Below are 22,908 nucleotides of genomic sequence, written 5' to 3' on the forward strand. Positions count from 1 at the left end.
TGTCTAAATAATTTTTGCTGAATGTACCAATTCACTCCCCTAAAAAACCAGTACATTTCCCTCTTCCAGCCACAAGCCCCGGCGGCTCTACCTCTGCAACATTCTCAACAAGCTAAATTTTCGTTTATTGAAAGGGGCATAGCGTAGATTGAAATCCAAAATATTCTTGCGCTTCATTACGGCCTTGTAGTGACTAAAGGTTTTAAAACCATGCTCTCCGTGATAGCAACCCATTCCGCTGGCTCCCACTCCGCCAAACGGCAGATCCTGGGCCAACATAAACATCATGCAGTCATTCACACAGGCGTTACCAGAGCTACAGCTTGAGACAATGCGATCGGCCAAGTCATCGCTTTTGGTAAAGACATACAATGCCAGCGGTTTTTCCCGTTGATTAACAAATGCCTCCACTTTTCCGAACTCATCCAGCTCGATCACCGGCAGAATTGGCCCGAATATCTCCTCCTGCATGACAGGCGCCTCAAGATTGACACAGCGCATCAAAGTCGGTGCCATATAACACTCTTCAACATCCACATCACCGCCATAGATAACATCTCCACCACTGAGAAGATCCGCCAGGCGCAGCGTATGCCGGCTATTGACGATACGCCCATAATCAGGACTCTTTTGTGGGTTCTCGCCGAACATTGCTATCAACGCCTGTTGAATAGCCGGTACCAATAAATCGGCGGTATGCTGAGTGCACAGTACATAATCCGGTGCGATACAGGTCTGCCCCGCATTGGTGAACTTACCCCAAGCGATGCGACGGGCGGCGAGCTCAATATCGGCATCGTCCGCAACGATACAGGGGCTCTTTCCCCCAAGTTCCAAAGTGACCGGCGTCAGGTGTTTGGCTGCGGCGGCCATAACAATTCTCCCGACCCTACCACCGCCGGTATACATAATATGGTCCCAGCGCTGCTCCAGCAGCTCAGTGGTCTCGGCTACAGCGCCCTCAACACAGGCAAATGCATCGCGGTCGAGATAGCTCGGCAACAGTTCTGCGATCAATTGAGAGGTAGTGGGTGCCAGCTCTGATGGCTTAACCACGGCGCAATTTCCCGCAGCGATTGCGGGGACCAATGGCGATAGCAGCAACTGCAAAGGATAGTTCCAGGCACCAATTATCAGAGCCACTCCGAGAGGTTCCGGACGGATATAGCTAGTTGCGGGCTGGGTCAGTAGTGGTGAGGACACTTTGCGCGGGCGAACCCAGCGCTTTAAGCGCTTGAGGGTATGATCGATATCACTGTAGAGGAAAGCGATCTCAGTCAGATAGGCTTCCTGCGGAGCCTTGTGTAAGTCTTCCCCCAGGGCATGAATAAAGCGGGCTTCGTTTTCGCTGAGCATTTTGCGCAACTGACTCAACTGCCGACGCCTCCAGCCCAGTTCTGCAGTGACTCCACTGCGAAAATAAGCCCTCAGGCCGGCAACCAAGGCTGCGGCATTGCCACCACTTCCCACACTGAGATCTGACAGCATTTGCGCTTCCAGTAATGAAACCTTCAACCCTATATTCTCCAATGAGTATATGTCGCCCGCAGCCAGGCCTAGGACCGGGACTCTGCAGCGGGCGCAATCTTCTTGGAAGCAGGTTATAAGTCAAGCAACTGGTAGCAATTTTTCCCTTTATATAGAAAAAGGGGAGAATTTTGATCCAGAAAGGTGTGCATATTCACACTCAGAAAAACAGGACTACCAACGCCAGCACGGTAATCCAAAGCAACAGGGATCTGGATAGCAACGCCTGTAAGCCCTCAATTTCCGCACCACTTTGACGCTGGATATGGGAGAGGTCTGCAGTGGCACTGCACTCATTGGCGTCAATGCCACCCAACGCGCCCTCGAGATAAGCTTCAAGCACTTGGGCAGTATCCCGCTCCCGACACATCAGGCACTGTCTCCAGGCCCGATAACAACCGGCAAAATTTCCGACAATCGCAAAGCTGAGTCCCATTACCCGCACAGGTACCCACTCCAACAGCCACAGCCAGCGGGCAGCTGTCGCCTCTCTTTCGGTTCCCCGAGCCCGTTCTGCATACAGGGCACTTAGACGAAACAACAGCGCCCCGGGAATCCCCAGTAAAATAAACCAAAACAATACGGCAAAAAGCCGCTCAAAAGCACAGTATGCCGCACCGCGAAAAACCTGTTCATGCAGGCGTCCACCCTCGGCAGCATCCTCATGAATGTCCTGTAACAGGGGGCGCGCTGCTTCGGCGGCACCTTTAAAATCACCCCGATACCAACTGCGCAGATAAGCGCTCAAAATGTCATTAAAATTTCCACGTCCCAGACAGTAGAGCAACAGGGGAACTCCCAGCAACAGCACCCCCAGAGCGCCGAAGGAAGATTCTATTAGAACCATTACCAGCGCCACTGCCAGAACCGGTAGCAGGATGCTGAACCCGAGCTGCAAACCCTCTTTTTCACGCAGCTTGGCAAGCCCCCCAACATAGGCACTCCAGCGATCGAACCAACGATCGCGGTGCAAAGGCGCACCCGATCCCCAAATTTGCACTAGGGCCAATGTAAATAAAATAATCAGCAAGGTCATAACGTTGCCGTAATAATCTGTAGAGAAATTAAATTACCGACACAATAGTACCGGAACTCGATTGTAATGCTGCCTAAACACCACTCATGATTACCCAGTGATTTTCTGCACTTCCTCCAGGTAACGCGCCCAGTCAAAACCCGGTCCCGGATCTAACTTGCGCCCAGGAGCGATTTCGGAGTGCCCGGTAATTTTATCGATCCCTATATCTGGATAGGCCTGCATAATGGCGCGTGTCACCTCTGCCAGTGCCAAATACTGGGCATCGGTATAAATATCTGTATCCAGCCCCTCCAGCTCGATGCCAATAGAGAAGTCATTGCAGTTACTGCGCCCCCTAAATTCCGATTTGCCCGCATGCCAGGCGCGTCGATCCAGCGGCACATATTGGGTAACGATGCCATCGCGATCGATAAGTAGGTGCGCAGAAACCTGCAAAGCGGCAATTTCCGCAAAATAAGGGTGGGCATCGATATCCAGCTGCCCCAGAAAAAACGTATCGATATAGGGGCCGCCGTACTGGCCAGGGGGCAGGCTGATACTGTGAATCACCAGCAGGTCCACAGGGCAGTCTTCTGGCCGGCTGTTGCAGTGAGGACTGGGAACCCGACGCGCTCCGGATAACCAGCCGGAATCCACTTGATATTTCAATCTGCGATCTCCGCTCCAAAAAACTACCATCCCGAATAGCTCGGGATTTCAGCAGTAACCATTTTATGGAAGCGTTGATCGATATGCCAACCTGTTTGGAGCTGTCACGCGACAGAAGTGGAGGCCCGGCAGCAGACCACCGGGCATAATAAATTGGCTCTTTATTCCCTAACGCTGTTCACTGCGCTTCTTACGCACATTGCCGATTACCGACTGCAGAGCGCGCTCGAACAACATACCATCATCTAAGGGCAACAACTGTGCCGAGCGCAAGGCATGGGCCAATTCCAAGCGCGCAAATTCCGCCACCTTGGCGCCATTGCGGTTTACAAAAATAAACTGGTCGATATCCCGGATCACCGCCGCCAAACGGCAGCGGAACTGCTCGTCTTCGGAGCGTTTCAACTCGAACCAGCTCCCCTGGGCCAAGCGGAAAGTCATCTGCCAGTGGGGATCGTCCTCAGCGAGTTGTGCCAGCCCCTGCTCCTCAGTGGCGGGAGCAACCTCTGCCTGGGCAACGGCCTGCTCTATCTCTTCCATTGGCGGCACCGCAACTTCCGCCTGGGCTTCGATGCTCTCGACCTCTACCGGATCATCAATCCGCAAGACTTCGGCTGTTTGAGACTCTACAGCAGCGATTACATCGGAGGTTTCAGTGGGATCTTCTACAGCCGCCTCCACAGCAGTGGCTGCCTGGACTTCCCGGGCTACCTGTTCCTTAACCTGGCGCTCGCGCTCTTCCGTTAAACGTTGCGCCAGGGCAAAGCGTTCGCGGTAAATTTCCTTAAGGCCGGCAAACAGGCTGCGCGCCTCAAATGCGTTGTAGGAAAGTGCCTCAATGCCTTCGCGCAGGCGCTCCTGTAGAGAAGGCAGCAGGCTCAAAAGTTGTTTGCGTGCCTCCGGCATCGGTGCCTGCACACTCCAGACCAGATCCCGAGCCGTGCGCACATCGTGACTCCAGGCCTCGCTGTCGGTGCCTTCTTTAACGCAGGTGAGGAACAATACGTTATTCCACACCTTGTTAAGCCAGTCCTGCACAACCGGCGGCAGATCCCGCTCCGCCACCAACGCATCCATCACAGCGGCAACCCGTGCCCGCGCAGCCTGGGTTTTTGCGCGACCATCGGCCTCATCCACCACCCGGCGTTCGAGCATCTCCGCGCGCTTGCGCTCGCGGGCAATAAATTCACGCAGGGATTCCAACAACGCCGAAAAGATATGGATGTCCTGGTCAAATTCATTCAGGGCGCGCTCAACAATCTGTGAAATCTCCCGGTAGAGCGGGTCGGACTCATAATTTTCTGGGGCCTGCCAACCTGTCGCCGCATCGGCGAGCTCGTTGAGCAGCTTGCGCGCGGGATGGCCTCCTTTGCTGAAGAAGGATTTGTCGGCGATAGCCACCTTCAGCAAAGGCAATTGCAGCCGACCCAACAGAGTTTTTATTGGAGTGGCGAGGCTACGGTCTTCCAAAATGAAGGAGAACAGCATCTCCACCAGTTTGATGACATCGCTGTCGACTTTTGCCAACGATGCCGCCTGGTTGGCCTCCACTAAACGCTGCTGCAATAGCTCCCCCACGTTGAGAAGCTGAGCTGCACCGCCGCCTTGATAATGAACGCCGTTTTGCAGGGCCCCCAGATGGCTGAGCAGATCTCCTGCCGGCATAGGCGCCATACCCGCGGTAGCTGGTATAAGGCCCGGCGCAAAGTGGCCACTAACTGGAACCCCTTGGGCAATCTGGCCCTGACCTTCACCCACAACCGTACTGGCATCCGCTCGAGCCTGGGTGCCACTTGGACCGGGCGCACTGTAAACAGAACGCTGGCGCGCAGCGCGCTGCTGCTGCTCCCTCAGGGAGGGCAATACCCCCTGCTCCACCAGCAACTGGTTGCAAAATTCGTAAAAACCCCGCAGCTGTTGCATCACAAGCTGCTCAAACTTCTTTAACAGGGTGAGGCGGGCGCGGATATGCAGGTCGAGGGGCTGGATAGCCTCCACAAAGGCATCGCAGATCACATCTGGACCCAACGGGTTGTTCTTGTCGTAGACCTTTACCGCATAGAGAGTGTCCAGGCGCAGGCACAACTCGGTAAGAGATTCCGCGAAGTCGCGTTTGGCATTGGCCACCATGGTATCCGCGGCCACCAATTGCTCGAGGTCATCGTTGTGGACCAGCGATAGGTTATCCGAAGCGAAGCTGGCCTCGGCCTGAGCTTCCTGGCGAATCTGAAAAGCCTGTTGCACACTGTCGATAAAGCGCTCGGCGATATTGCGCCGCTCAACCCGCAGCAGGCGCAAAGCCTGGAACAAGCCATCCTGCTCTTCTTGGCCATGGGCCCGCTCAGCCATAGCGAAAAGTGAGTCATCTACTTTGCCAAATAGTAACTTAACCCGCTCAAACAGCTCAGCGCAGGCCTTCTCTTTCAACATTGAAACAGCCGACGGCAGTACTGCCGGCTTGCCTGTAAGCCCTGCCGAGCGCTCTGCACTTTTTTCTGAGAGAGAAACTACCTTGCTGGATTCACTCATTTCCAAGAGGTCCTTCAAATACCATCCGGCTTTTCAATATTCGCTGGCTTAAATCTTGTTGGCCGTGGGAGTCGCGGTAAATAACCAAGCCTTACTTTTTACCCGCACCACTTCTATCAAAGGATGACTACGGGCAGAGCAACACCTCGCCACTCTAATTAAATTTTGTCGGCATTCTGCTCGAATAAAACCAATAACTTCTTGATTTTGCTTAGATTTCGAGCTTTTTAATGCAAGCGAGTTGAATAGTGAGGAGGAGGTTAGCACGCGCTTGCATCGACACCGATTCAGCGAGAATTTTACCCATGATAACCGCCCTATTGACACAGTTTGGCGACACATTTGAGACACTTGTCACAGCGAAATGTTGGGGCAGCTGCTAACGAGACAATTGTGTGAAGTGCGGCGGCATTCGGCTCCAGGCAATCCAAATCCAGTGGGTTTTGGTAAACTGCCCGCGCGTTTATTTCGAGGTTTGCCAATGCACCCTAAAGACTCCACCATCCCGAACATCATGACCGACCTGCAAAAGGCTGTGCGAACGGCGCTGGAGGAGGATATTGGCAGTGGTGATATCACAGCCCAGCTGATCCCAGCCGATCGCAGTGCCCGCGCCCGCGTGATCACCCGCGAAGACTGCACTCTGAGCGGATGTGCCTGGGTTGAGGAGATCTTTCGGCAGCTAGATCCCGAGCTACAACTCACCTGGCATTTTGCCGATGGCGACAAAGTCGCCGCCAATAGTGTGATTTTTGAACTTGAGGGCAATGCCCGCACAATCCTCACCGGCGAGCGCACCGCACTTAACTTTCTGCAAACCCTATCGGGCACCGCCACCACTGCCGCGGAATTTGCCGCCCGCGCTGCCGGTACCGAGGTAAAAATCCTCGACACCCGAAAAACCATTCCCGGCCTGCGCAGCGCGCAAAAATATGCCGTTTTATGTGGTGGCTGCCACAATCACCGCATCGGCCTCTACGACGCTTTTCTTATCAAGGAAAACCATATCGCCGCGGCCGGCGGTATCGACAAGGCAGTAGCCCAGGCGAGAACCATCAAACCGGATGCGTTGGTAGAGGTTGAGGTGGAAACCCTCGAGGAACTGCAGCAGGCCTTGGATAGCGGTGCCGATGTGATTATGCTCGACGAATTCAACGATGCAGATACCCGCAGCGCTCTGGTATTGGCCAAAGGGCGCGCGAAAATTGAAATTTCCGGCAGTGTCGATCGGGAGCGAATCGCGCAACTGGCAGAGCTGGAAGTCGATTACATCTCCTCTGGCAGCTTGACCAAGCACCTGCGCGCTATCGACCTCTCCCTGCGTATCGACTTTTAAGCATGCACTGAAAGGGGCACGTTTAAAACGGGGCACGGCGCTATATTGTGATTGCGGTGCCCCATAAACTGCCAGGGCCATCAGTGATGATGGTGGTGACTTTCTTCCTCGGATTTCTCTTCGACAGACTCCACAGTATTCATAGCACCGTGGTTGCTGTGATCTCCGTGACCACCATGGCCAAGGGCACCCCACAGTGTCCAAAAGCCAAACAGCATAATTGCCGCGGCAAACCCCAGGCGAACCCCTGGCTTCTGCACAATATTGCGCACCTGCACGGCGGCGGCACCGGTCGCCAACATGGCCGGCAAGGTACCCAGACCAAAGGCGAGCATTGCCAAGGCCGAGCGCACGGCACTGCCTTGGGCCAATGCAAAAGTCAGGGCGCTGTAGACTAAACCGCAGGGCAACCAGCCCCACAGTGATCCCAAGGCAACCGCCTGACCGGCGGAGCGCACCGGCAGCAATTTAGCCGAAAGCGGCTGGACATAACGCCAGAGGTAACTGCCTCCTTTCTCCAACCAAACCAGGCCGCGCCAGATACCGGCTACATAGAGCGCCATTACGATCAACATAATGCCCGCGGCAAAGCGCAGGGGTGTTAGTGCCGGAATGACAGCCGCCCCCAAGGCACCGGCCAGCCCCCCCATCAATGTGTAACTGGCAATGCGCCCCAACTGATAGGAACCCAACTGCACCCAGGCGGTCTGCCTGCCGGGTACGGCCATGCCTAGCGCGCCCGAGATACCTCCACACATACCGATACAGTGACTACTGCCGAGAAAACCGATGGCGAGCGCCGCCGCCAAGAACCCCCAATCCCCCACGAGTTACCGCTCCTTTTCCCCGTTTTCTGAGGATGATTCCTGCAGATCATCCTCAAACAAAATACGTCGCCCCTCTGTTTCAAGGTCGTCGTACTGACCGTTGTTGACCGCCCAGAAGAACACTTTGATAGCGAGAGCGACAAACACCACCGCAATGGGAATCAGAAAGTAGAGGCTTTCCACACTTCACTCCTCTGTTAATGAGCTAAACCGGGCTGTTGGGACATTTCCCGTTCGGAAACGACCCCAGCGGGCTTGGCTCGCGATAAACGCAGTGCGTTAATTACCACCACCAGCGAACTCAACGACATACCGATCGCGGCCGCCCAGGGGGGCACCAGACCGCATACCGCCAAGGGCAGCGCTATGACGTTATAACCCAGCGCCCAGGCCAGGTTTTGGCGCACCACCCGGCGACATTTACGCGCCAGGGCGACAGACTGCGCCAACACCCTCAGGTCGCCATTCAGCAGGATCGCATCGGCGCGAGATTGGGCCAGATCGGCGGCAGACATCATCGCTACCGAGGCGTCCGCACCTGACAGTACCGGCACATCATTGAGGCCATCGCCCACCATCAGGACTTTCTCACCCGCTTCCTGCAACTGCTTCATATGGGAGAGTTTGTCCTCCGGCGAGGCCCCCGCTTGGAAACGATCAATTCCAGCCTGGGCAGCCAGCCGCTTGACTTCGGCGGACTGGTCGCCGCTCAACAATTCAACCGACAGCCCCATGCGGCGCAGCTGTCCGACCGCCTCTTCGGCGGAGTCCCGCAATTTATCGCCAAGCGCGATCCAGGCGATGGCACCGCAATCATCCGCCAGCAACAGCCACTGCCCCTCCCCTTGTGGAGCCTCGACAGATTGCGTGATGGCAAAATCCGCACGCCCCAGGCGATAGCCATTTCCTTCGACCTGCCCTTCCAGGCCACGGCCAGTATGTACTTTGAGCTGACTGGCACTTAGATTGCCGCGCCAAGCGCGAAATGCGCGCGCTAAAGGGTGATGGGTTTGCGACTCGAGGGCCGCTGCCACATCCTTAACCCGCTGCTCACTCCAGCCATCACGAAGCAATTCAATACGCAGGATGCGCGGTTCGCCGCGCGTTAAAGTGCCGGTTTTATCAAACACCACCCGGCTGATACGGGGAAGAGTCTCCAAAAGACTGCCACCGGCCACCAATAACCCCAACTCCTGCAGACGCAGAGTCGCCGAGGCCAGGGCTGCAGGTGTCGCCAAAGATAAAGCGCAGGGACAGGTCACCACCAACACCGACAATGCCACCCAAAAAGCGCGGCTCGGGTCCAACTGCCACCAGGCCGCGAAAGCGCTCACAGCCGCAATCAAAACCACTCCGACAAAAATGCCGGCAACCCGATCCGCCAGCGCCACCTGCGCGGGTTTATCAAGCTGGGCGCGCTCCACAAGGCGCTCGATCGCCGACAATCGTGTAGATTTCCCCGCGGCGGTGACGCGCACGGTAAGGCTGGAATCGCCGTTGACGCTGCCCGCATACACCTGGCTGCCCAGGGTCTTTTGCTGTAGCGCGGATTCACCACTGAGCAGCGATTCATCAACGCCGCTCTCACCTTCGAGTACCTCACCATCGGCGGGTACCGTATCACCGGGCCGCAGTAAGATCCTGTCACCCGCCGCCAGGGCCGCTACCGGTACATGTACTAAATCATTACCGTCATAGCGGGCCGCGGTCATCGGCAACAGCTGCGCGAGCCCACCGCTGGCGAGCCCGGCGCGATGGCGCGCACGCATTTCCACCGTGCGCCCCAGCAGCAAAAAGAAGGTGAACATGGAGATGGATTCAAAATACACCTCACCGGTGCCGAAGACCGTGGCATAAAAACTGGCACCGTAGGCCAGGCCAATGGCCAAGGAAACCGGTACATCCATACTCAGATGGCGTGCGCGCAGGCTGCGCATGGCGGCGCTGAAGAATGGTCGCGCGGCATAGAACACCACAGGGGTGGCCACCAACAGGGAGACCCAGCGGAAGTAGCGTTCGAACTCGCCCACATCACCGCTGCCGGCCCCAAAATAGAGGGCGATGGCGAACATCATCACCTGCATGGTGCCGAGACCTGCAACCCCAAGACGACGCAGGGCGGCGCGATGCTCACTCTGAATCACACTTTCCCGGTTGGCAGCAGTGGCCGGCGCCGGGCGGTAGCCAATGCGCTCCAGCGCCTCGAACAGGGCGCTAGGCTGAATTTGCTCGGGATCGAATACGATTTGCGCACGCTGGGTACTGGCGTTGACCGAGACTTTCTCAATGCCGGCCAGTTGTCCCAGATGCTTCTCGATCAACCACACGCAGGCGGCGCAGGTAATGCCGCCGATCAGCAGGGCCGCCATTTGGCGGCCGCCGTCCCAATCGTGCACGAACTGCTGCTGCACCTCGGGAAGGTCGTAGGCTTTCCAGCGCTCTTGCGGCTGGTTCTGGTCCGGGCGGTCGCTCTGTTTTTCCCGGAAGCGGTAAAAACCGTCCAAGCCCCCGGAGACAATCGCACTCGCCACGGCCTCACAGCCCGGGCAACACATACTGCGCGGGGCACCTTCGATCACAACCGAGTGATTACTGCCCGCGGGCACCGGTAGCCCGCAGTGATAACAAGAAGAGGTCATTGACTGCCGGGATTCATGGGGGCGGCATTGCCCAGCTCAAAGTTGATCTCGCCTTTGAGGCGCCATTCCGCATCCTGGTGCGCACTCGGGTCGAGTTCCGGCATCAAGCGCAGGTACCAGCGACTTTTTAAGGCGCCCGGCACTTCACCGGAATAGCGCCCCACAGAGAGCTGCGACAATACGACATGCTGGTCCAGATCCTCTTCCACTGGATGGCTCAGGGTGAGCAGCAGCTTTTCCGGGTAGTCGGTATTGCCATTCAACTCGACGGTAACACCGCCTTCAGCAGGCTGGAATTGCACCAGGGCAGCCAGGCCCAACGCCTTGGCACGCTGATCCTGCTCGGCAGAGAAGTGATACATGCGACTGTCTTTGTAGTAGGTATCGCTGACCTGATCGTCGGCGAAGCGTACGGCTATGGAAACCGTAATAGAGGAGACTACAACCACCGCAATCAGCGGTGCCAGGACCATCCAGGCCCAGAATTCCCGATACCAGGGTTTCGACGTTGGTTCATTCATCGCGTTACCAAATTACCGTTTTGTGCAGAAAAGTAGAGCCCGCCAGGACGGGCCCGTACTTTGCAACGGGAACGGTGTCCCGTCTACTGCTTAGGACCAATAAATACCGTTCGATGCTTAGTGACCAACTCCTGGTCGTCGACAGCCTGAACCACGATATCGATATCGTGCTTGGTATCCTTCAGCTGAGTTTTGGGCACACTCACCCGAATCGGTACCGGATAGATTTCACCGGCCTTCAGGTAAATGCTGCGCGGCTTGCGCACCGAATAGTCATAATTCGGGTTGCCCTCAACACGAATCGTGAACTCATGGGCCGCCTGATCCATATTGTTGATCTTCACGGTGTAGACATTCTGCACCACCCCGCGGGATACCCGGAACATGCGGGCACCACGGTCACGAGTAATCTCCGCCTCGATGGGGCTGCGAGTTGCCACCTGATGCGAAAACAATCCTACCATGGCTAGCAAAACGACTGCGTAGCCAAACAACCGCGGACGCAAAAAGTTGGTCTTGCCAGTTTGCAGCTCGTCCTCAGAGGTAAAGCGAATCAGACCGCGCTCATAACCCATCTTGTCCATCACGCTGTTGCAGGCATCGACACAGAGGCCGCAATTGATACATTCAAACTGAAGACCATCGCGAATATCGATATCTACCGGACACACCTGTACACACCAGTAGCAATCGATACAGTCGCCCATACCCTCGGCTTTATAATCCACGTTTTTCTTTCGCGGACCGCGAGTCTCACCACGCTTGGCGTCGTAGTAAACCGCCAGCGTATCCTCGTCGTACATCACCGACTGGAAGCGCGCGTAGGGGCACATGTACTTGCACACCTGCTCGCGCAGGAAGCCTGCGTTCATGTAAGTGGCGAAAGTAAAGAAGGCAACCCAGAAGACACCCTGCGGATGGGCATTGAAGGTGGCCAGGTCCACTACCAGATCGCGAATACCGTAAAAGTAACCGACAAAGGCCAGTGCCGTGGCCAGCGAGATCAACAGCCAGATAGCGTGCGTACCGCCCTTACGCAGAACCTTTTCTACGCCCCAGGGCGCTTTGTCCAGCTTCATACGCTTATTGCGGTCGCCCTCGCAAACCCGCTCGGCCCACATAAACATCATGGTCCACACGGTCTGGGGGCAGGTAAAGCCACACCACACCCTTCCCATCCAGGTGGTGACGGCAAACAGGGCGAAGGCGGCAATAATCAGCAACCAGGCGAGCAGGAAGCCGTCTTGGGGGCCAAAGGTTGTCCAAAGGATATGGAATTGGCGGGTGGGGAGATCAAAAAAGACCGACTGGCGCCCGTCGATATTGATCCAGGGGATAAAAAAGAAAGCCAGTAACAGCGGCAGGCCTGTGTACTTGCGAATTCGGGTATAGATACCGCGAATATGGCGAATATAAATCTTATCGTCCGACTCATAGAGCATGCGGTAACGGACTTCGCCATTACCTTCCTGCTCTTCGCGGGTGGGGATCAAGTCACTCACAAAAACCTCACTCTCACACGGGCAAAATCTGCACGCGGGCACAGGTAGCCACTTATGTTGAGGCTTTTATCTCCGTCCCTGCAGCACCCGGAGTTCCTTGTATAAAAAAAGGCCCGACTAATTAGGCGGGCCTTATTCGATTACTGCTGTTCTTCGTCCTGCTTGGACAGGCTGTAGACATAGGCCGCCACCAGGCGGATCTTGTCTTCACGCAGTTTGTCCTTCTGCGCGGGCATCATATTGGAGCGCCCACCACGAATGGTGTGCTGAATCTGCTCGCGGCTGCTGCCGTAGAGCCACAGATCATCGGTCAGGTTGGGAGCTCCCAGGGCTTGATTACCCTTGGCATCCATTCCGTGACAGGCCATACATACGGTGTTGAACACCTTCTGACCCTCGGCGGCCATCGCCTTGTCGTGCTCTAAGCCATTGAGAGAGAGCACGTACTCGGCGGTGTTGCGCACACCTTCTTCACCGATAACCGGCCCCTGCGGAGGCATCATGCCCTGACGACCGTTGTTCAGGGTCTCCAGGATTTTCTCCGGGGTACCGCCGTAGAGCCAGGCGTTATCTGTCAGGTTGGGGAAACCAAAGTTACCACCGGCATCCGCACCGTGACACACAGCGCAGTTGTTGGCGAAGATCCGTCCACCCATTTTCAGGGCTTCTGGGCTCTGGGCAATTTCCTCAATAGGCATATCGAGATAAATACCAAACTGCTCATCGAACTTCTCCTGGGCCTTGGCCTGGGAAGCCTCCAGTGCGCCGACAGAAGACCAGCCACTCAGGCCCTTGAAGTTACCCATACCCGGGTAAATCACCAAGTATCCAACGGAGAACACCAGCGTGGCGATAAACAGCATGAACCACCACTTGGGCAGCGGGTTGTCATACTCCTCGATGCCATCGTATACGTGGCCGGTGGTTTTGTTTTCCGGTTCAGCCTGGTCGTCCACTGCCACTTTTCGGTTGGCGAACAGCACCCAGGTAATCAACGCCAGATTGGCGAGGGTGAGTACAATAACCCACACACTCCAGAATGTACTCATTACTTATCCTGCCCCTGTTTTCGTTCAGTCCCGGGCTTTTCCCCGGATTTGGATTCGTCCTTCTGAGCGGCTGACGCATCCTTGTCGGCTTGTTGCTCATCATCGGCAAATGGCAAATTGGCATCTTCTTCGAAGCGCTTCTTGCGCTTCGGAGAGAAAGCCCACCAGCAAATAGCCAGGAAGGCCAGTGATCCCAGAACCAGTCCGATTTCCCGCAATGTTTCGATAGTCACGAGTTTCCTTCCTCGCTATTAGCGTTTTTGGGTGACCAGAGTACCCAGCTGTTGCAAGTAAGCGACCAGAGCGTCAATTTCTTTCACCTTGCCACCTTTGAAAGGCTCAGCCGCATTGGCGATATCTTCATCGGTGTAAGGGACGCCCACCAGACGCAGTGCTTCCATCTTGCGCGCGGTGTAGTTACCGGTAACCACGTTGTCGAACAACCAGGGGTAGGCCGGCATGATGGATTCAGGTACTACGCTGCGCGGGTTGTACAGGTGAGCGCGCTGCCACTCATCGGAGTAGCGGCCGCCAACGCGGGCCAGGTCGGGACCGGTACGCTTGGAGCCCCACAGGAAGGGATGCTCGTACACGGATTCCTGCGCCATGGAGTAATGGCCGTAACGCTCCACCTCGGCGCGCAGCGGGCGCACCATCTGGGTGTGGCAAACGTGGCAACCTTCGCGAATATAGATATCGCGGCCTTCCAGCTGCAGTGCGGTCAGCGGCTTCTGACCCGGCAGCGGAGTGTAGTTCGCCTTGGTAAAGAACTGCGGGACAATCTCCACTAGAGCACCAAAGCTGATGGCGATAATGGTGAAAAAGATCATCCAGCCGATATTTTTTTCTACGATGTCATGATTCTTCACGATCTAAACTCCTATGCCGCTGGCACTGCACGAACGGTGTTATCGGCTTCGGCATCGTTTACTTTCTCAGTAATCGTGCGGTAGACGTTGTAAGCCATCAGCAGCATACCGACCAGGAACATGGCACCGCCCAACCAGCGCACCACATAGCCAGGGTGGCTCGCAACAACACTTTCTACGAAGCTGTAAGTCAGGGTGCCGTCGGCGTTGAAGGCGCGCCACATCAGACCCTGGGTAATACCGTTAACCCACATGGCAGCGATGTACAGAACGGTGCCTACAGTAGCCAGCCAGAAGTGCGCGTTGATCAGCTTGGTGCTGTACATTTCGCGACGCTTCCACAGAACCGGAACCAGGTGGTACAGGGCGCCGATAGAGATCATCGCAACCCAGCCCAATGCGCCGGAGTGTACGTGGCCCACAGTCCAGTCGGTGTTGTGAGACAGAGCGTTCACAGTCTTGATGGACATCATCGGGCCTTCGAAGGTGGACATACCGTAGAAGGACAGGGATACCACCAGGAAGCGCAAGGTAGGATCGGTGCGCAGCTTATGCCAGGCGCCAGACAGGGTCATGATGCCGTTGATCATACCGCCCCAAGAAGGTGCCAGCAGAATCAGGGACATTACCATCGCCAGGCTCTGCGCCCAGTCGGGCAGCGCTGAGTAGTGCAGGTGGTGACCACCGGCCCATACGTACAGGGAGATCAGGGCCCAGAAGTGCACGATAGACAGCTGGTAGGAGTAAACCGGACGACCAGCCTGCTTGGGTACGAAGTAGTACATGATGCCGAGGAAGGCCGCAGTCAGGAAGAAGCCTACCGCGTTGTGGCCGTACCACCACTGGATCATCGCATCCTTGGTACCGGAGTAAATAGAGTAAGACTTGAACGGAGCAACCGGAATTTCCAAATTATTAATAATATGGAGTACGGCAATGGTGATGATGTAAGCACCGAAGAACCAGTTGGCAACGTAGATATGGGAGGTCTTGCGCTTCATGATGGTGCCGAAGAACACCAGCGCGTAAGCAACCCAAACGATGGCGATCAGGATATCGATCGGCCACTCCAGCTCAGCGTATTCCTTGGTAGAAGTGAAGCCCATCGGCAGGGTAATTGCCGCGGCCACGATCACCACCTGCCATCCCCAGAAGGTGAATGGAATTAGCCAGCCACCCCAGAGACGTACCTGACAGGTGCGCTGCACCACATAGTAGGAGGTGGCAAACAGAACACTACCACCGAATGCGAAGATAACCGCATTGGTGTGCAGTGGCCGCAATCGCCCGAAGTGGGAGAAGGGCTGCCAGAAATCATTGAGCTCGGGCCAGGCCAGCTGAGCCGCGATCAATACGCCCATGCCCATACCAAAGATGCCCCAGACCACGGACATGATGGTGAACTGGCGCACGATTTTGTAGTCATAGTCCGGCACATGGCCGGTCTTTGCCACCGTTGTCGTCATGTTTTTACTTCCGTTGCTTTTAAAATTCGGATCCACTGAGCGGGCCTGGCCCACCACTGGGTCTGCGGCAGTTATGTATGAACCCGCTTATAACGTCGAAGGCATACACATAACTGTCACTGTTGGCCGGATAAGGATTTAAGCGCATCCGTCACCGGCCTTGGCTGATCTAAATCAACTAAGTCGACTAAATCAACTTTCTTCCTTTACCGGCGGCAATGCGCAGGCGCAGGGCGTTGAGCTTGATAAAGCCCTCCGCATCTTTCTGGTTGTAAGCCCCGGCATCGTCCTCGAAGGTGGCGATGCGCTCATCGAAGAGGCTGTCTGCAGAGCGGCGCCCAACAGCGCTCACACTACCCTTGTAGAGTTTCAGACGTACTTCACCATTGACCACTGCCTGAGATTCATCGATTGCGGCCTGCAACATACGGCGCTCCGGAGACCACCAGTAGCCGTTGTAAATCAAATCGGCATAGCGCGGCATCAGGGAATCTTTCATATGCGCCACTTCGCGGTCCAGGGTGATGGACTCAATAGCGCGGTGCGCTTTCATTAAAATGGTGCCGCCGGGAGTTTCGTAACAACCGCGGGACTTCATTCCCACATAGCGGTTTTCCACGATATCGAGGCGACCAATGCCGTTGGCTCCGCCCAGCTTATTCAGTTTTTCCAGCAGGGTAGCCGGGCTCAGGCGCTCGCCGTCGATAGAGACCGGATCACCATTCTCAAAACCGATAGTGATATAAGTTGGCTCTTCCGGCGCAGCCTCAGGGCTCACACTCCAGCGCCACATATCTTCCTCGGCTTCCGCCCAGGGATCTTCGAGAATGCCGCCCTCGTAAGAGATATGCAGCAGGTTGGCATCCATCGAGTAAGGGGACTTTTTCTTCTTGGAAGAGAAGTCCACGGGAATTTTGTGCTGCTCGCAGTACTGCATCAGCTTTTCGCGGGAATTTAGATCCCACTCACGCCAGGGCGCAATAACCTGAATCCCAGGCTTCAGTGCATAGGCACCCAACTCGAAGCGTACCTGGTCGTTGCCTTTACCGGTGGCGCCATGGGAGATGGCATCGGCACCGGTCTCGTTGGCGATCTCAATGAGACGCTTGGCGATCAGCGGGCGCGCGATAGAAGTGCCCAGCAGATACTCGCCCTCGTAGATGGCGTTAGCACGGAACATTGGGAAAACGAAGTCCCGCACATATTCCTCGCGCAGGTCATCGATATAAATCTCTTTAACCCCGAGCGCCTCAGCCTTGGCTCGTGCCGGCTCAACTTCTTCGCCCTGGCCAATATCCGCGGTGAAGGTCACCACTTCACAGTCGTAGGTATCCTGCAACCAGCGCACGATCACTGAAGTATCCAGTCCGCCGGAATATGCCAGTACCACCTTCTCGATTTTGCTCATTGCTGTCCTCTGCTGCCGGATTTCGCCACCACGACTAAAGTGCGGCGACCTGGATCACCTTCTGTGAAATTTGTGTTGTTCTGGGGGAGGTTATTTTTGGAGGTATGCCCAGCATCGGTATTTATGGGCACAATAAATACCCACATACTTTATCGGGGCGCGATTGTAGCGCCTCTGCTCGCAATCGACTAGCGCCAAGGTGTGAGTCTACGCAATTGATTAACTTTCAACCGGCTCGCACATCGCATTTTTACCCCGCATCGGGTAGCATGCGCGCCGCACAGAGACTCTTCTACAGCAATTGATATCCTGGAGTACCATGACGGAGCAAATCACTCTTCGCGCCCCTGACGACTGGCATATTCACCTGCGTGATGGCACCGCCCTGGAACGCACCGTTGGCGATGCCGCCCGACAATTTCGCCGCGCAATTGTGATGCCAAACTTGGTGCCGCCCGTCACCACCGGTGAGGGCGCGGCCGCATACCGCGAACGCATACTCGCGCATGTTCCGGCCGGCCTTACATTTGAGCCGCTGATGGTCATCTATCTGACCGATAAGACCGATGCCGAAGTCATCCGCCAGGCCCACGCCGCCGGCGTGATCGCGGCGAAGCTCTACCCTGCCGGTGCCACCACCAACTCCGACTCCGGCGTAACTGACATCGCCAATATTTACCCGGCTTTGGAAGAAATGCAGTCCTGCGGCATGAAGCTGTTGGTACACGGTGAGGTCACCACCAGCGATATCGATATCTTCGATCGCGAACACGCTTTTATCGAGAAGACCCTGTCCCGCCTGGTTGATGATTTCCCCACGTTGAAAGTGGTATTCGAACACATCACCACTGCCCAAGCCGTCGAGTTCGTGCAGGGCGCCCGCGAAGGGGTTGCCGCAACCATTACCGCGCACCACCTGCTGTACAACCGCAACCATATGCTGGTGGGCGGCATTCGCCCGCACTTCTATTGCCTGCCAATCCTCAAGCGCGGCGACCACCAGTCCGCCCTGATTGAAGCGGCTACCAGCGGCAGCCCGAAGTTTTTCCTCGGCACCGACTCGGCCCCCCACGCGCACCACAAGAAAGAGCAAGAGTGCGGCTGTGCCGGTTGCTACACCGCCTACTCCGCTATCGAGCTGTACGCCGAAGCCTTTGAGCGCGCCGGCAAGCTGGATAAGCTCGAGGGCTTCGCCAGTAATTTCGGCCCGGATTTTTACGGTCTGCCGCGCAACCAGGGCACCATTACTCTGGCGAAGCAGTCCTGGCCACTACCGGAAGAATTGGATATGGGCGGCGAAAAGCTGATCCCCCTGGCCGCCGGTGAAACCCTGAACTGGAAACTCGTATAATTCCAGCCCAAAACTTCGCGGACCCCGGGTCCGCGAATCCCCTACCCCGCCGGGCAAAAACATCCTGGCACAACTGAGATTTACAAGGACTCAAAGTGACCCCCGCGGAAGAACCCACAGGACCCAAGAGTTCCCTCGCCCAGAGATTTCGCGGCTTCCTGCCAGTTGTGATCGACCTGGAAACCGGCGGCTTTAACGCGCGTACCGATGCCCTGCTGGAAATTTCGGCGGTAATCCTGGATATGGATGAAGAGGGGAAACTTTTCCCGCTGGAGACCCACAGCTTTCACCTGGAACCATTCGAGGGCGCCAATGTAGAGCAATCGGCCCTGGACTTTATCGGCATCGACCTGGAGTCCCCCGAGCGCGAAGCCTGGCCTGAGGAAATCGCCCTACCGGAAATGTTCCGCAAGATCCGCAGTGCCGTGAAGAAACACAGCTGCACCCGCGCCATTATGGTCGCCCACAATGCCCACTTCGATCTGGGCTTTGTGAATGCGGCGGTGGAGCGGACCGGCATCAAGCGCAACCCCTTCCATCCGTTCTCCTGCTTTGACACCGCCACCCTCGCCGGGCTCGCCTACGGTCAAACCGTGTTGGCTAAAGCCTGCCAGGTCGCCGGTATCGAGTTCGACAACAGCTGCGCCCACTCCGCCGAATACGATGCCGAGAAAACGGCAACCCTGTTTTGCGGAATCGTCAACAAGTGGCGTGAGCTGGGTGGCTGGCCGGTGGCTGATACGGAACTCGTGGAACAGGAAGCCGACTAATTCACTGTGAGCGTCTCACTTAGGTGAGCTCCAAATGAAACTGGAGCGACTATTATCGCTCTCAGTTTCTATTTCACTTGATAGTATCCTTGCCGCTTCAATGGCGGCAAACTGTGCACTGTGGACGCCTCTTAGGCAGTTGGATGCTTTTTTATGCAATTTGCTGTATGATGACTCACCTACCCAAAACACCGGACAGTCATCGTGGCCAAAAAAGCATCCCCCTCTTCCAGTCGCAAGCAGACCGCCCCCCTAGAGACCAGCGAGAGTATTGAGGCGCAAGTGCAGGCCTTTTTGGCGAAGGGTGGCGAGATCGAGCAGGTCCCCAAGGGCGTCAGCGGCCAGACCAACACCTCCGGCCCCAAACATATTACCTTGGGCAAAAAGCCTCGCAGCTAACTGTTCGCAACCAGCCCGGTAATTACCTCGCAGTCAAAAGCCCCAATTTCAGTGTTTGCTTGTCAGCGACTGAAAAAACCGGGGGCATAAAAAAGGCCGCTAATCAGCGGCCTTTTCAATTTAGAGACTATCCCAAATTAGGGCACCTCTTCTTCCAGCTCCGCACCCTCTTTCACTGGCGGCATCAGATCCTCTTTGCTGATCTTCAATGCCATCAGCACGTTCGCTGCAACATATACAGAGGAGTAAGTACCCACAACCACGCCGACAATAAGAGCCAGAGAGAAGTTATGAATCAGCTCGCCACCAAAGAACTGCAGCGCCCACAACACTAACAAAGTAGTGAACGAGGTCATAAAGGTACGGCCCAGGGTTTGACTGATGGAGATATTGATAATCTCCTCCGGTTCAGCCTTGCGCACTTTACGGAAATTCTCACGGATACGGTCGGATACCACGATGGTATCGTTCAACGAGTAACCGATCACCGCCAGCACTGCCGCCAACACGGTCAGATCGAAGTCCAACCCCATCAGAGCAAAGAAGCCCAGCACAATAATGACGTCGTGCCCTAGTGCTGCTACCGCGCCAACCGAGAACTTGTACTGGAAGCGCAAAGCGACGTACATCATTACCAGAGCCAGTGCTACCAGCATACCCAGGCCGCCGTCGTCGCGCAGCTCGGCACCCACTTGCGGGCCGACCAGCTCGACCCGACGCAGGGTAACGGTGCCCTCACTACCAGCACGCAGAACCTCAACCACCTTGTCACCAATAGGCGTGGTAGTCTCCTGATCGGTGGCACTGATACGGGTCTCTGCTTCGGCTACCTCTGGGGGCAACTTGATCATCAGCTCGTTATCGGAACCGTAGTTAACAACCGTCGCGCCCTCAAAGCCGGCATCTTGCAGCTGGGTGCGAACGTCATTAATAAACGGAGTAACTTCGTAACCCACTTCTACCTGGGTACCACCGGTAAAATCCAGACCGAATTTCAGGCCCTTGGCCGCCAGTATCCCAATCGAAGCCAGCACCAGCACAACAGATAATACGGTGGCAAACTTGCGCCAGCGCATAAAGTCGTACACGCGCTTGCCCATGTACTCGGTAATCTTTCCGCTTTCCACTTTGGTCTCACTCATGGCCAGCCTCCTTAAATCCAGAGTTTCTGTACACGGCGACCGCCGTAGAACAAGTTGATGATTGCGCGCGTACCCATAATGGCACTAAACATGGAGGTGAGAATACCGATAGACAGAGTCACCGCGAAGCCCTGCACCGGACCAGAGCCAATCGCGTAGAGGATCACCGCCACGATCAGGGTAGTGATATTCGCATCCACAATGGTGCTGTAGGCGTTGTCGAAGCCCGCACTAATCGCCGACTGGGGTGGCATCCCATTCCTGAGCTCCTCCCGTATTCGCGAGAAGATCAGCACGTTGGCATCCACCGCCATACCCACGGTCAATACGATACCGGCGATACCCGGTAGCGTCAGGGTGGCGCCGAGAATCGACATCACCGCCACCAGCAGAATCATATTGACCGCCAGGGCGATATTGGCGGCGAGACCAAATACCCGGTAGGAGATCAGCATACAAATAATGACTGCGAGCAGGCCGATCTGTACCGATTGCACGCCCACCTTGATGTTATCCGCACCCAAGGACGGGCCGATCACACGCTCTTCCACAAAGTACATGGGAGCGGCCAGTGCACCGGCGCGCAGCAGCAGGGCCAGTTCCTGGGCTTCTGCCGGGCTGTCCAGTCCGGTTACACGGAACTGTTTGCCCAGGGCGCTCTGCACGGTGGCCAGGCTGATAATCTTTTTATCTTCGGTTCTAACCTGCTCGACAATCTGATTGCCCTCGGCATCCATTTTGGTCTGCGGGGTAAAGCGAGTCTCGATAAACAGGGTGCCCATACGGCGGCCGACATTCTTCCAGGTGGCGCGGTGCATTAACTCACCACCACGGGAATCCAGGGTGATATTCACCTGGGGAAGACCGCTCTCATCGTAGCCGACACGCGCATTGGTCACGCTGTCACCCTTGATGATGATCTTGCGCTCCAGCCAAGCGCCGCCGTACATCTGCTGTTGGCGCTCGCTGCGGTACTCGAAGTACTCCTTGTTGGTGACCAGCTCATCGGGGCGGGCCTCCATACGGTATTCCAGGTTCGCGGTCTTACCGATAATCCGCTTGGCTTCGGCAGTGTCTTGAACACCGGGCAGCTCCACCACAATACGGTTGCGCCCCTGGCGCTGTACGATCGGCTCGGCCACACCCAGCTCGTTCACCCGGTTGCGTAGGGTGGTGAGGTTCTGGGAAACCGCGTAGTCCTCAAGCTGTTTGATCTCCTGCTCGGACAAGGTGGCCCGGATTTCCAGGTTCTCGCCACTGCCGGTCTCGCGCAGTTGCAACTGCGGGAATTCCTTGCGCATGGTGGAAAGGGCCAGACTGCGCAGCTCCTCATTGCGGAAACGCGCCACAATCTCGCGATCGTCGATCAGGTTAACGCTACGGTAACGGGCCTTGGCCGCGCGCAGTTTGGTTTTCACATCCTGCACATAGCCTTCCATATTGGTTTTTACGATGGTGTTGGTATCCACCTCCATCAGGAAGTGCACACCACCGGCCAGGTCGAGGCCCAGCTTCATCGGGCTGGCGCCGATATCACTGAGCCACTGGGGGGTAGTAGACGCCAGGTTTAGAGCAACCACGTAATCGCTGTGCCCCAGCGCCTCCTGAATCGCGCGCTTGGCAGGCAGCTGCTGATCGATGGATTCGAGGCGGATCAAAATCGCCTTATCACCCACCTCGCCACCGAAGTGGGCGATACCCGCGTCATCCAGGGCTTTGCGCGCCTTGGTGAGGACATTTTCATCCATCTCCATGGCACTGGACTGCCCGGAAATCTGCACCGCAGGGTCCGGCTTGTAGAGGTTGGGCGCGGCGTAGATCAGGCCGAAGGCCACAACCGCGAGAATCAGAAAGTACTTCCAGATCGGGTAGCGATTCATGCTGTT

The 22,908-nt window shown here is 56.2% G+C and carries 20 protein-coding genes; 4 read left to right on the forward strand and 16 right to left on the reverse strand.

Translation table 11 applies throughout. The annotated features are described in order from the left end of the window. Window positions 1-87: 87 nt before the first annotated feature. From ACXAFI_RS14005 to ACXAFI_RS14020, 4 genes are all read right to left on the reverse strand, one after another. Window positions 88-1,515 (reverse strand): aldehyde dehydrogenase family protein, encoded by a 1,428-nt coding sequence (locus ACXAFI_RS14005; protein WP_475109306.1) that lies wholly within the window; start codon window positions 1,513-1,515, stop codon window positions 88-90. 172 nt (window positions 1,516-1,687) lie between these two features. Then, window positions 1,688-2,563 carry a regulatory signaling modulator protein AmpE gene (gene ampE / locus ACXAFI_RS14010; protein ID WP_475109307.1) on the reverse strand — a complete coding sequence of 292 codons (876 nt, stop codon included), beginning with the start codon at window positions 2,561-2,563 and terminating at the stop codon, window positions 1,688-1,690. A 90-nt stretch (window positions 2,564-2,653) separates the two neighbouring features. Next, the gene (gene ampD / locus ACXAFI_RS14015; RefSeq protein ID WP_475109308.1) at window positions 2,654-3,214 is read right to left on the reverse strand and encodes a 1,6-anhydro-N-acetylmuramyl-L-alanine amidase AmpD; all 561 of its coding nucleotides are present in this window, start codon (window positions 3,212-3,214) and stop codon (window positions 2,654-2,656) included. Between the two features lie 168 nt (window positions 3,215-3,382). Then, a complete protein-coding gene (locus ACXAFI_RS14020) occupies window positions 3,383-5,743 on the reverse strand; it encodes a DUF1631 domain-containing protein (RefSeq protein ID WP_475109309.1) in 2,361 nt (786 codons plus the stop codon). 481 nt (window positions 5,744-6,224) lie between these two features. Here ACXAFI_RS14020 and nadC point away from each other — a divergent pair, with 481 nt between their 5' ends. Then, a complete protein-coding gene (nadC, locus tag ACXAFI_RS14025; RefSeq protein WP_475109310.1) occupies window positions 6,225-7,079 on the forward strand; it encodes a carboxylating nicotinate-nucleotide diphosphorylase in 855 nt (284 codons plus the stop codon). An 80-nt stretch (window positions 7,080-7,159) separates the two neighbouring features. Here nadC and ACXAFI_RS14030 read toward each other — a convergent pair whose 3' ends face one another. The 10 genes from ACXAFI_RS14030 to ACXAFI_RS14075 form a co-directional block, all read right to left on the reverse strand. Continuing rightward, window positions 7,160-7,906, reverse strand: a complete 747-nt coding sequence (locus ACXAFI_RS14030) for a sulfite exporter TauE/SafE family protein (protein ID WP_475109311.1) — start codon at window positions 7,904-7,906, stop codon at window positions 7,160-7,162. Between the two features lie 3 nt (window positions 7,907-7,909). After that, window positions 7,910-8,089 carry a cbb3-type cytochrome oxidase assembly protein CcoS gene (gene ccoS / locus ACXAFI_RS14035; RefSeq protein WP_152452176.1) on the reverse strand — a complete coding sequence of 60 codons (180 nt, stop codon included), beginning with the start codon at window positions 8,087-8,089 and terminating at the stop codon, window positions 7,910-7,912. 14 nt (window positions 8,090-8,103) lie between these two features. Next, a complete protein-coding gene (locus tag ACXAFI_RS14040) occupies window positions 8,104-10,545 on the reverse strand; it encodes a heavy metal translocating P-type ATPase (RefSeq protein WP_475109312.1) in 2,442 nt (813 codons plus the stop codon). Next, entirely contained in the window at window positions 10,542-11,066 is a 525-nt protein-coding gene (locus tag ACXAFI_RS14045; protein ID WP_152452174.1) for a FixH family protein, read from the reverse strand. The genes ACXAFI_RS14040 and ACXAFI_RS14045 overlap by 4 nt, the downstream gene beginning before the upstream one ends. A gap of 83 nt (window positions 11,067-11,149) precedes the next feature. Beyond that, a complete protein-coding gene (gene ccoG / locus ACXAFI_RS14050) occupies window positions 11,150-12,568 on the reverse strand; it encodes a cytochrome c oxidase accessory protein CcoG (RefSeq protein ID WP_444921351.1) in 1,419 nt (472 codons plus the stop codon). Between the two features lie 140 nt (window positions 12,569-12,708). After that, a complete protein-coding gene (gene ccoP / locus ACXAFI_RS14055) occupies window positions 12,709-13,617 on the reverse strand; it encodes a cytochrome-c oxidase, cbb3-type subunit III (protein WP_172975323.1) in 909 nt (302 codons plus the stop codon). Further along, window positions 13,617-13,850, reverse strand: a complete 234-nt coding sequence (locus tag ACXAFI_RS14060; RefSeq protein ID WP_152452173.1) for a cbb3-type cytochrome oxidase subunit 3 — start codon at window positions 13,848-13,850, stop codon at window positions 13,617-13,619. Before ACXAFI_RS14060 ends, ccoP begins: the two co-directional genes overlap by 1 nt. A gap of 18 nt (window positions 13,851-13,868) precedes the next feature. Further along, window positions 13,869-14,486: a cytochrome-c oxidase, cbb3-type subunit II gene (gene ccoO, locus ACXAFI_RS14065; protein ID WP_152452172.1), complete on the reverse strand. Its 618-nt coding sequence runs from the start codon at window positions 14,484-14,486 to the stop codon at window positions 13,869-13,871. 11 nt (window positions 14,487-14,497) lie between these two features. Continuing rightward, on the reverse strand, window positions 14,498-15,952 hold the full coding sequence (ccoN, locus tag ACXAFI_RS14070; protein ID WP_152452171.1) for a cytochrome-c oxidase, cbb3-type subunit I: 1,455 nt from the start codon (window positions 15,950-15,952) through the stop codon (window positions 14,498-14,500). Between the two features lie 187 nt (window positions 15,953-16,139). Continuing rightward, entirely contained in the window at window positions 16,140-17,360 is a 1,221-nt protein-coding gene (locus tag ACXAFI_RS14075; protein ID WP_152452169.1) for an argininosuccinate synthase, read from the reverse strand. A gap of 319 nt (window positions 17,361-17,679) precedes the next feature. Between ACXAFI_RS14075 and pyrC the strand changes: the two genes are divergently transcribed. From pyrC to ACXAFI_RS14090, 3 genes are all read left to right on the forward strand, one after another. Further along, entirely contained in the window at window positions 17,680-18,711 is a 1,032-nt protein-coding gene (pyrC, locus tag ACXAFI_RS14080) for a dihydroorotase (protein ID WP_475109828.1), read from the forward strand. 95 nt (window positions 18,712-18,806) lie between these two features. Continuing rightward, a complete protein-coding gene (rnt, locus tag ACXAFI_RS14085) occupies window positions 18,807-19,481 on the forward strand; it encodes a ribonuclease T (RefSeq protein WP_475109313.1) in 675 nt (224 codons plus the stop codon). Between the two features lie 204 nt (window positions 19,482-19,685). Beyond that, window positions 19,686-19,880, forward strand: a complete 195-nt coding sequence (locus tag ACXAFI_RS14090) for a hypothetical protein (protein ID WP_475109314.1) — start codon at window positions 19,686-19,688, stop codon at window positions 19,878-19,880. 137 nt (window positions 19,881-20,017) lie between these two features. Here the strand turns inward: ACXAFI_RS14090 and secF are convergent, their stop codons facing one another. Beyond that, window positions 20,018-21,022, reverse strand: a complete 1,005-nt coding sequence (secF, locus tag ACXAFI_RS14095; protein WP_475109315.1) for a protein translocase subunit SecF — start codon at window positions 21,020-21,022, stop codon at window positions 20,018-20,020. An 11-nt stretch (window positions 21,023-21,033) separates the two neighbouring features. Continuing rightward, entirely contained in the window at window positions 21,034-22,902 is a 1,869-nt protein-coding gene (secD, locus tag ACXAFI_RS14100) for a protein translocase subunit SecD (RefSeq protein WP_152452161.1), read from the reverse strand. Between the last annotated feature and the right edge of the window lie 6 nt (window positions 22,903-22,908).

This window comes from Microbulbifer sp. ABH2_005 (assembly GCF_056160005.1).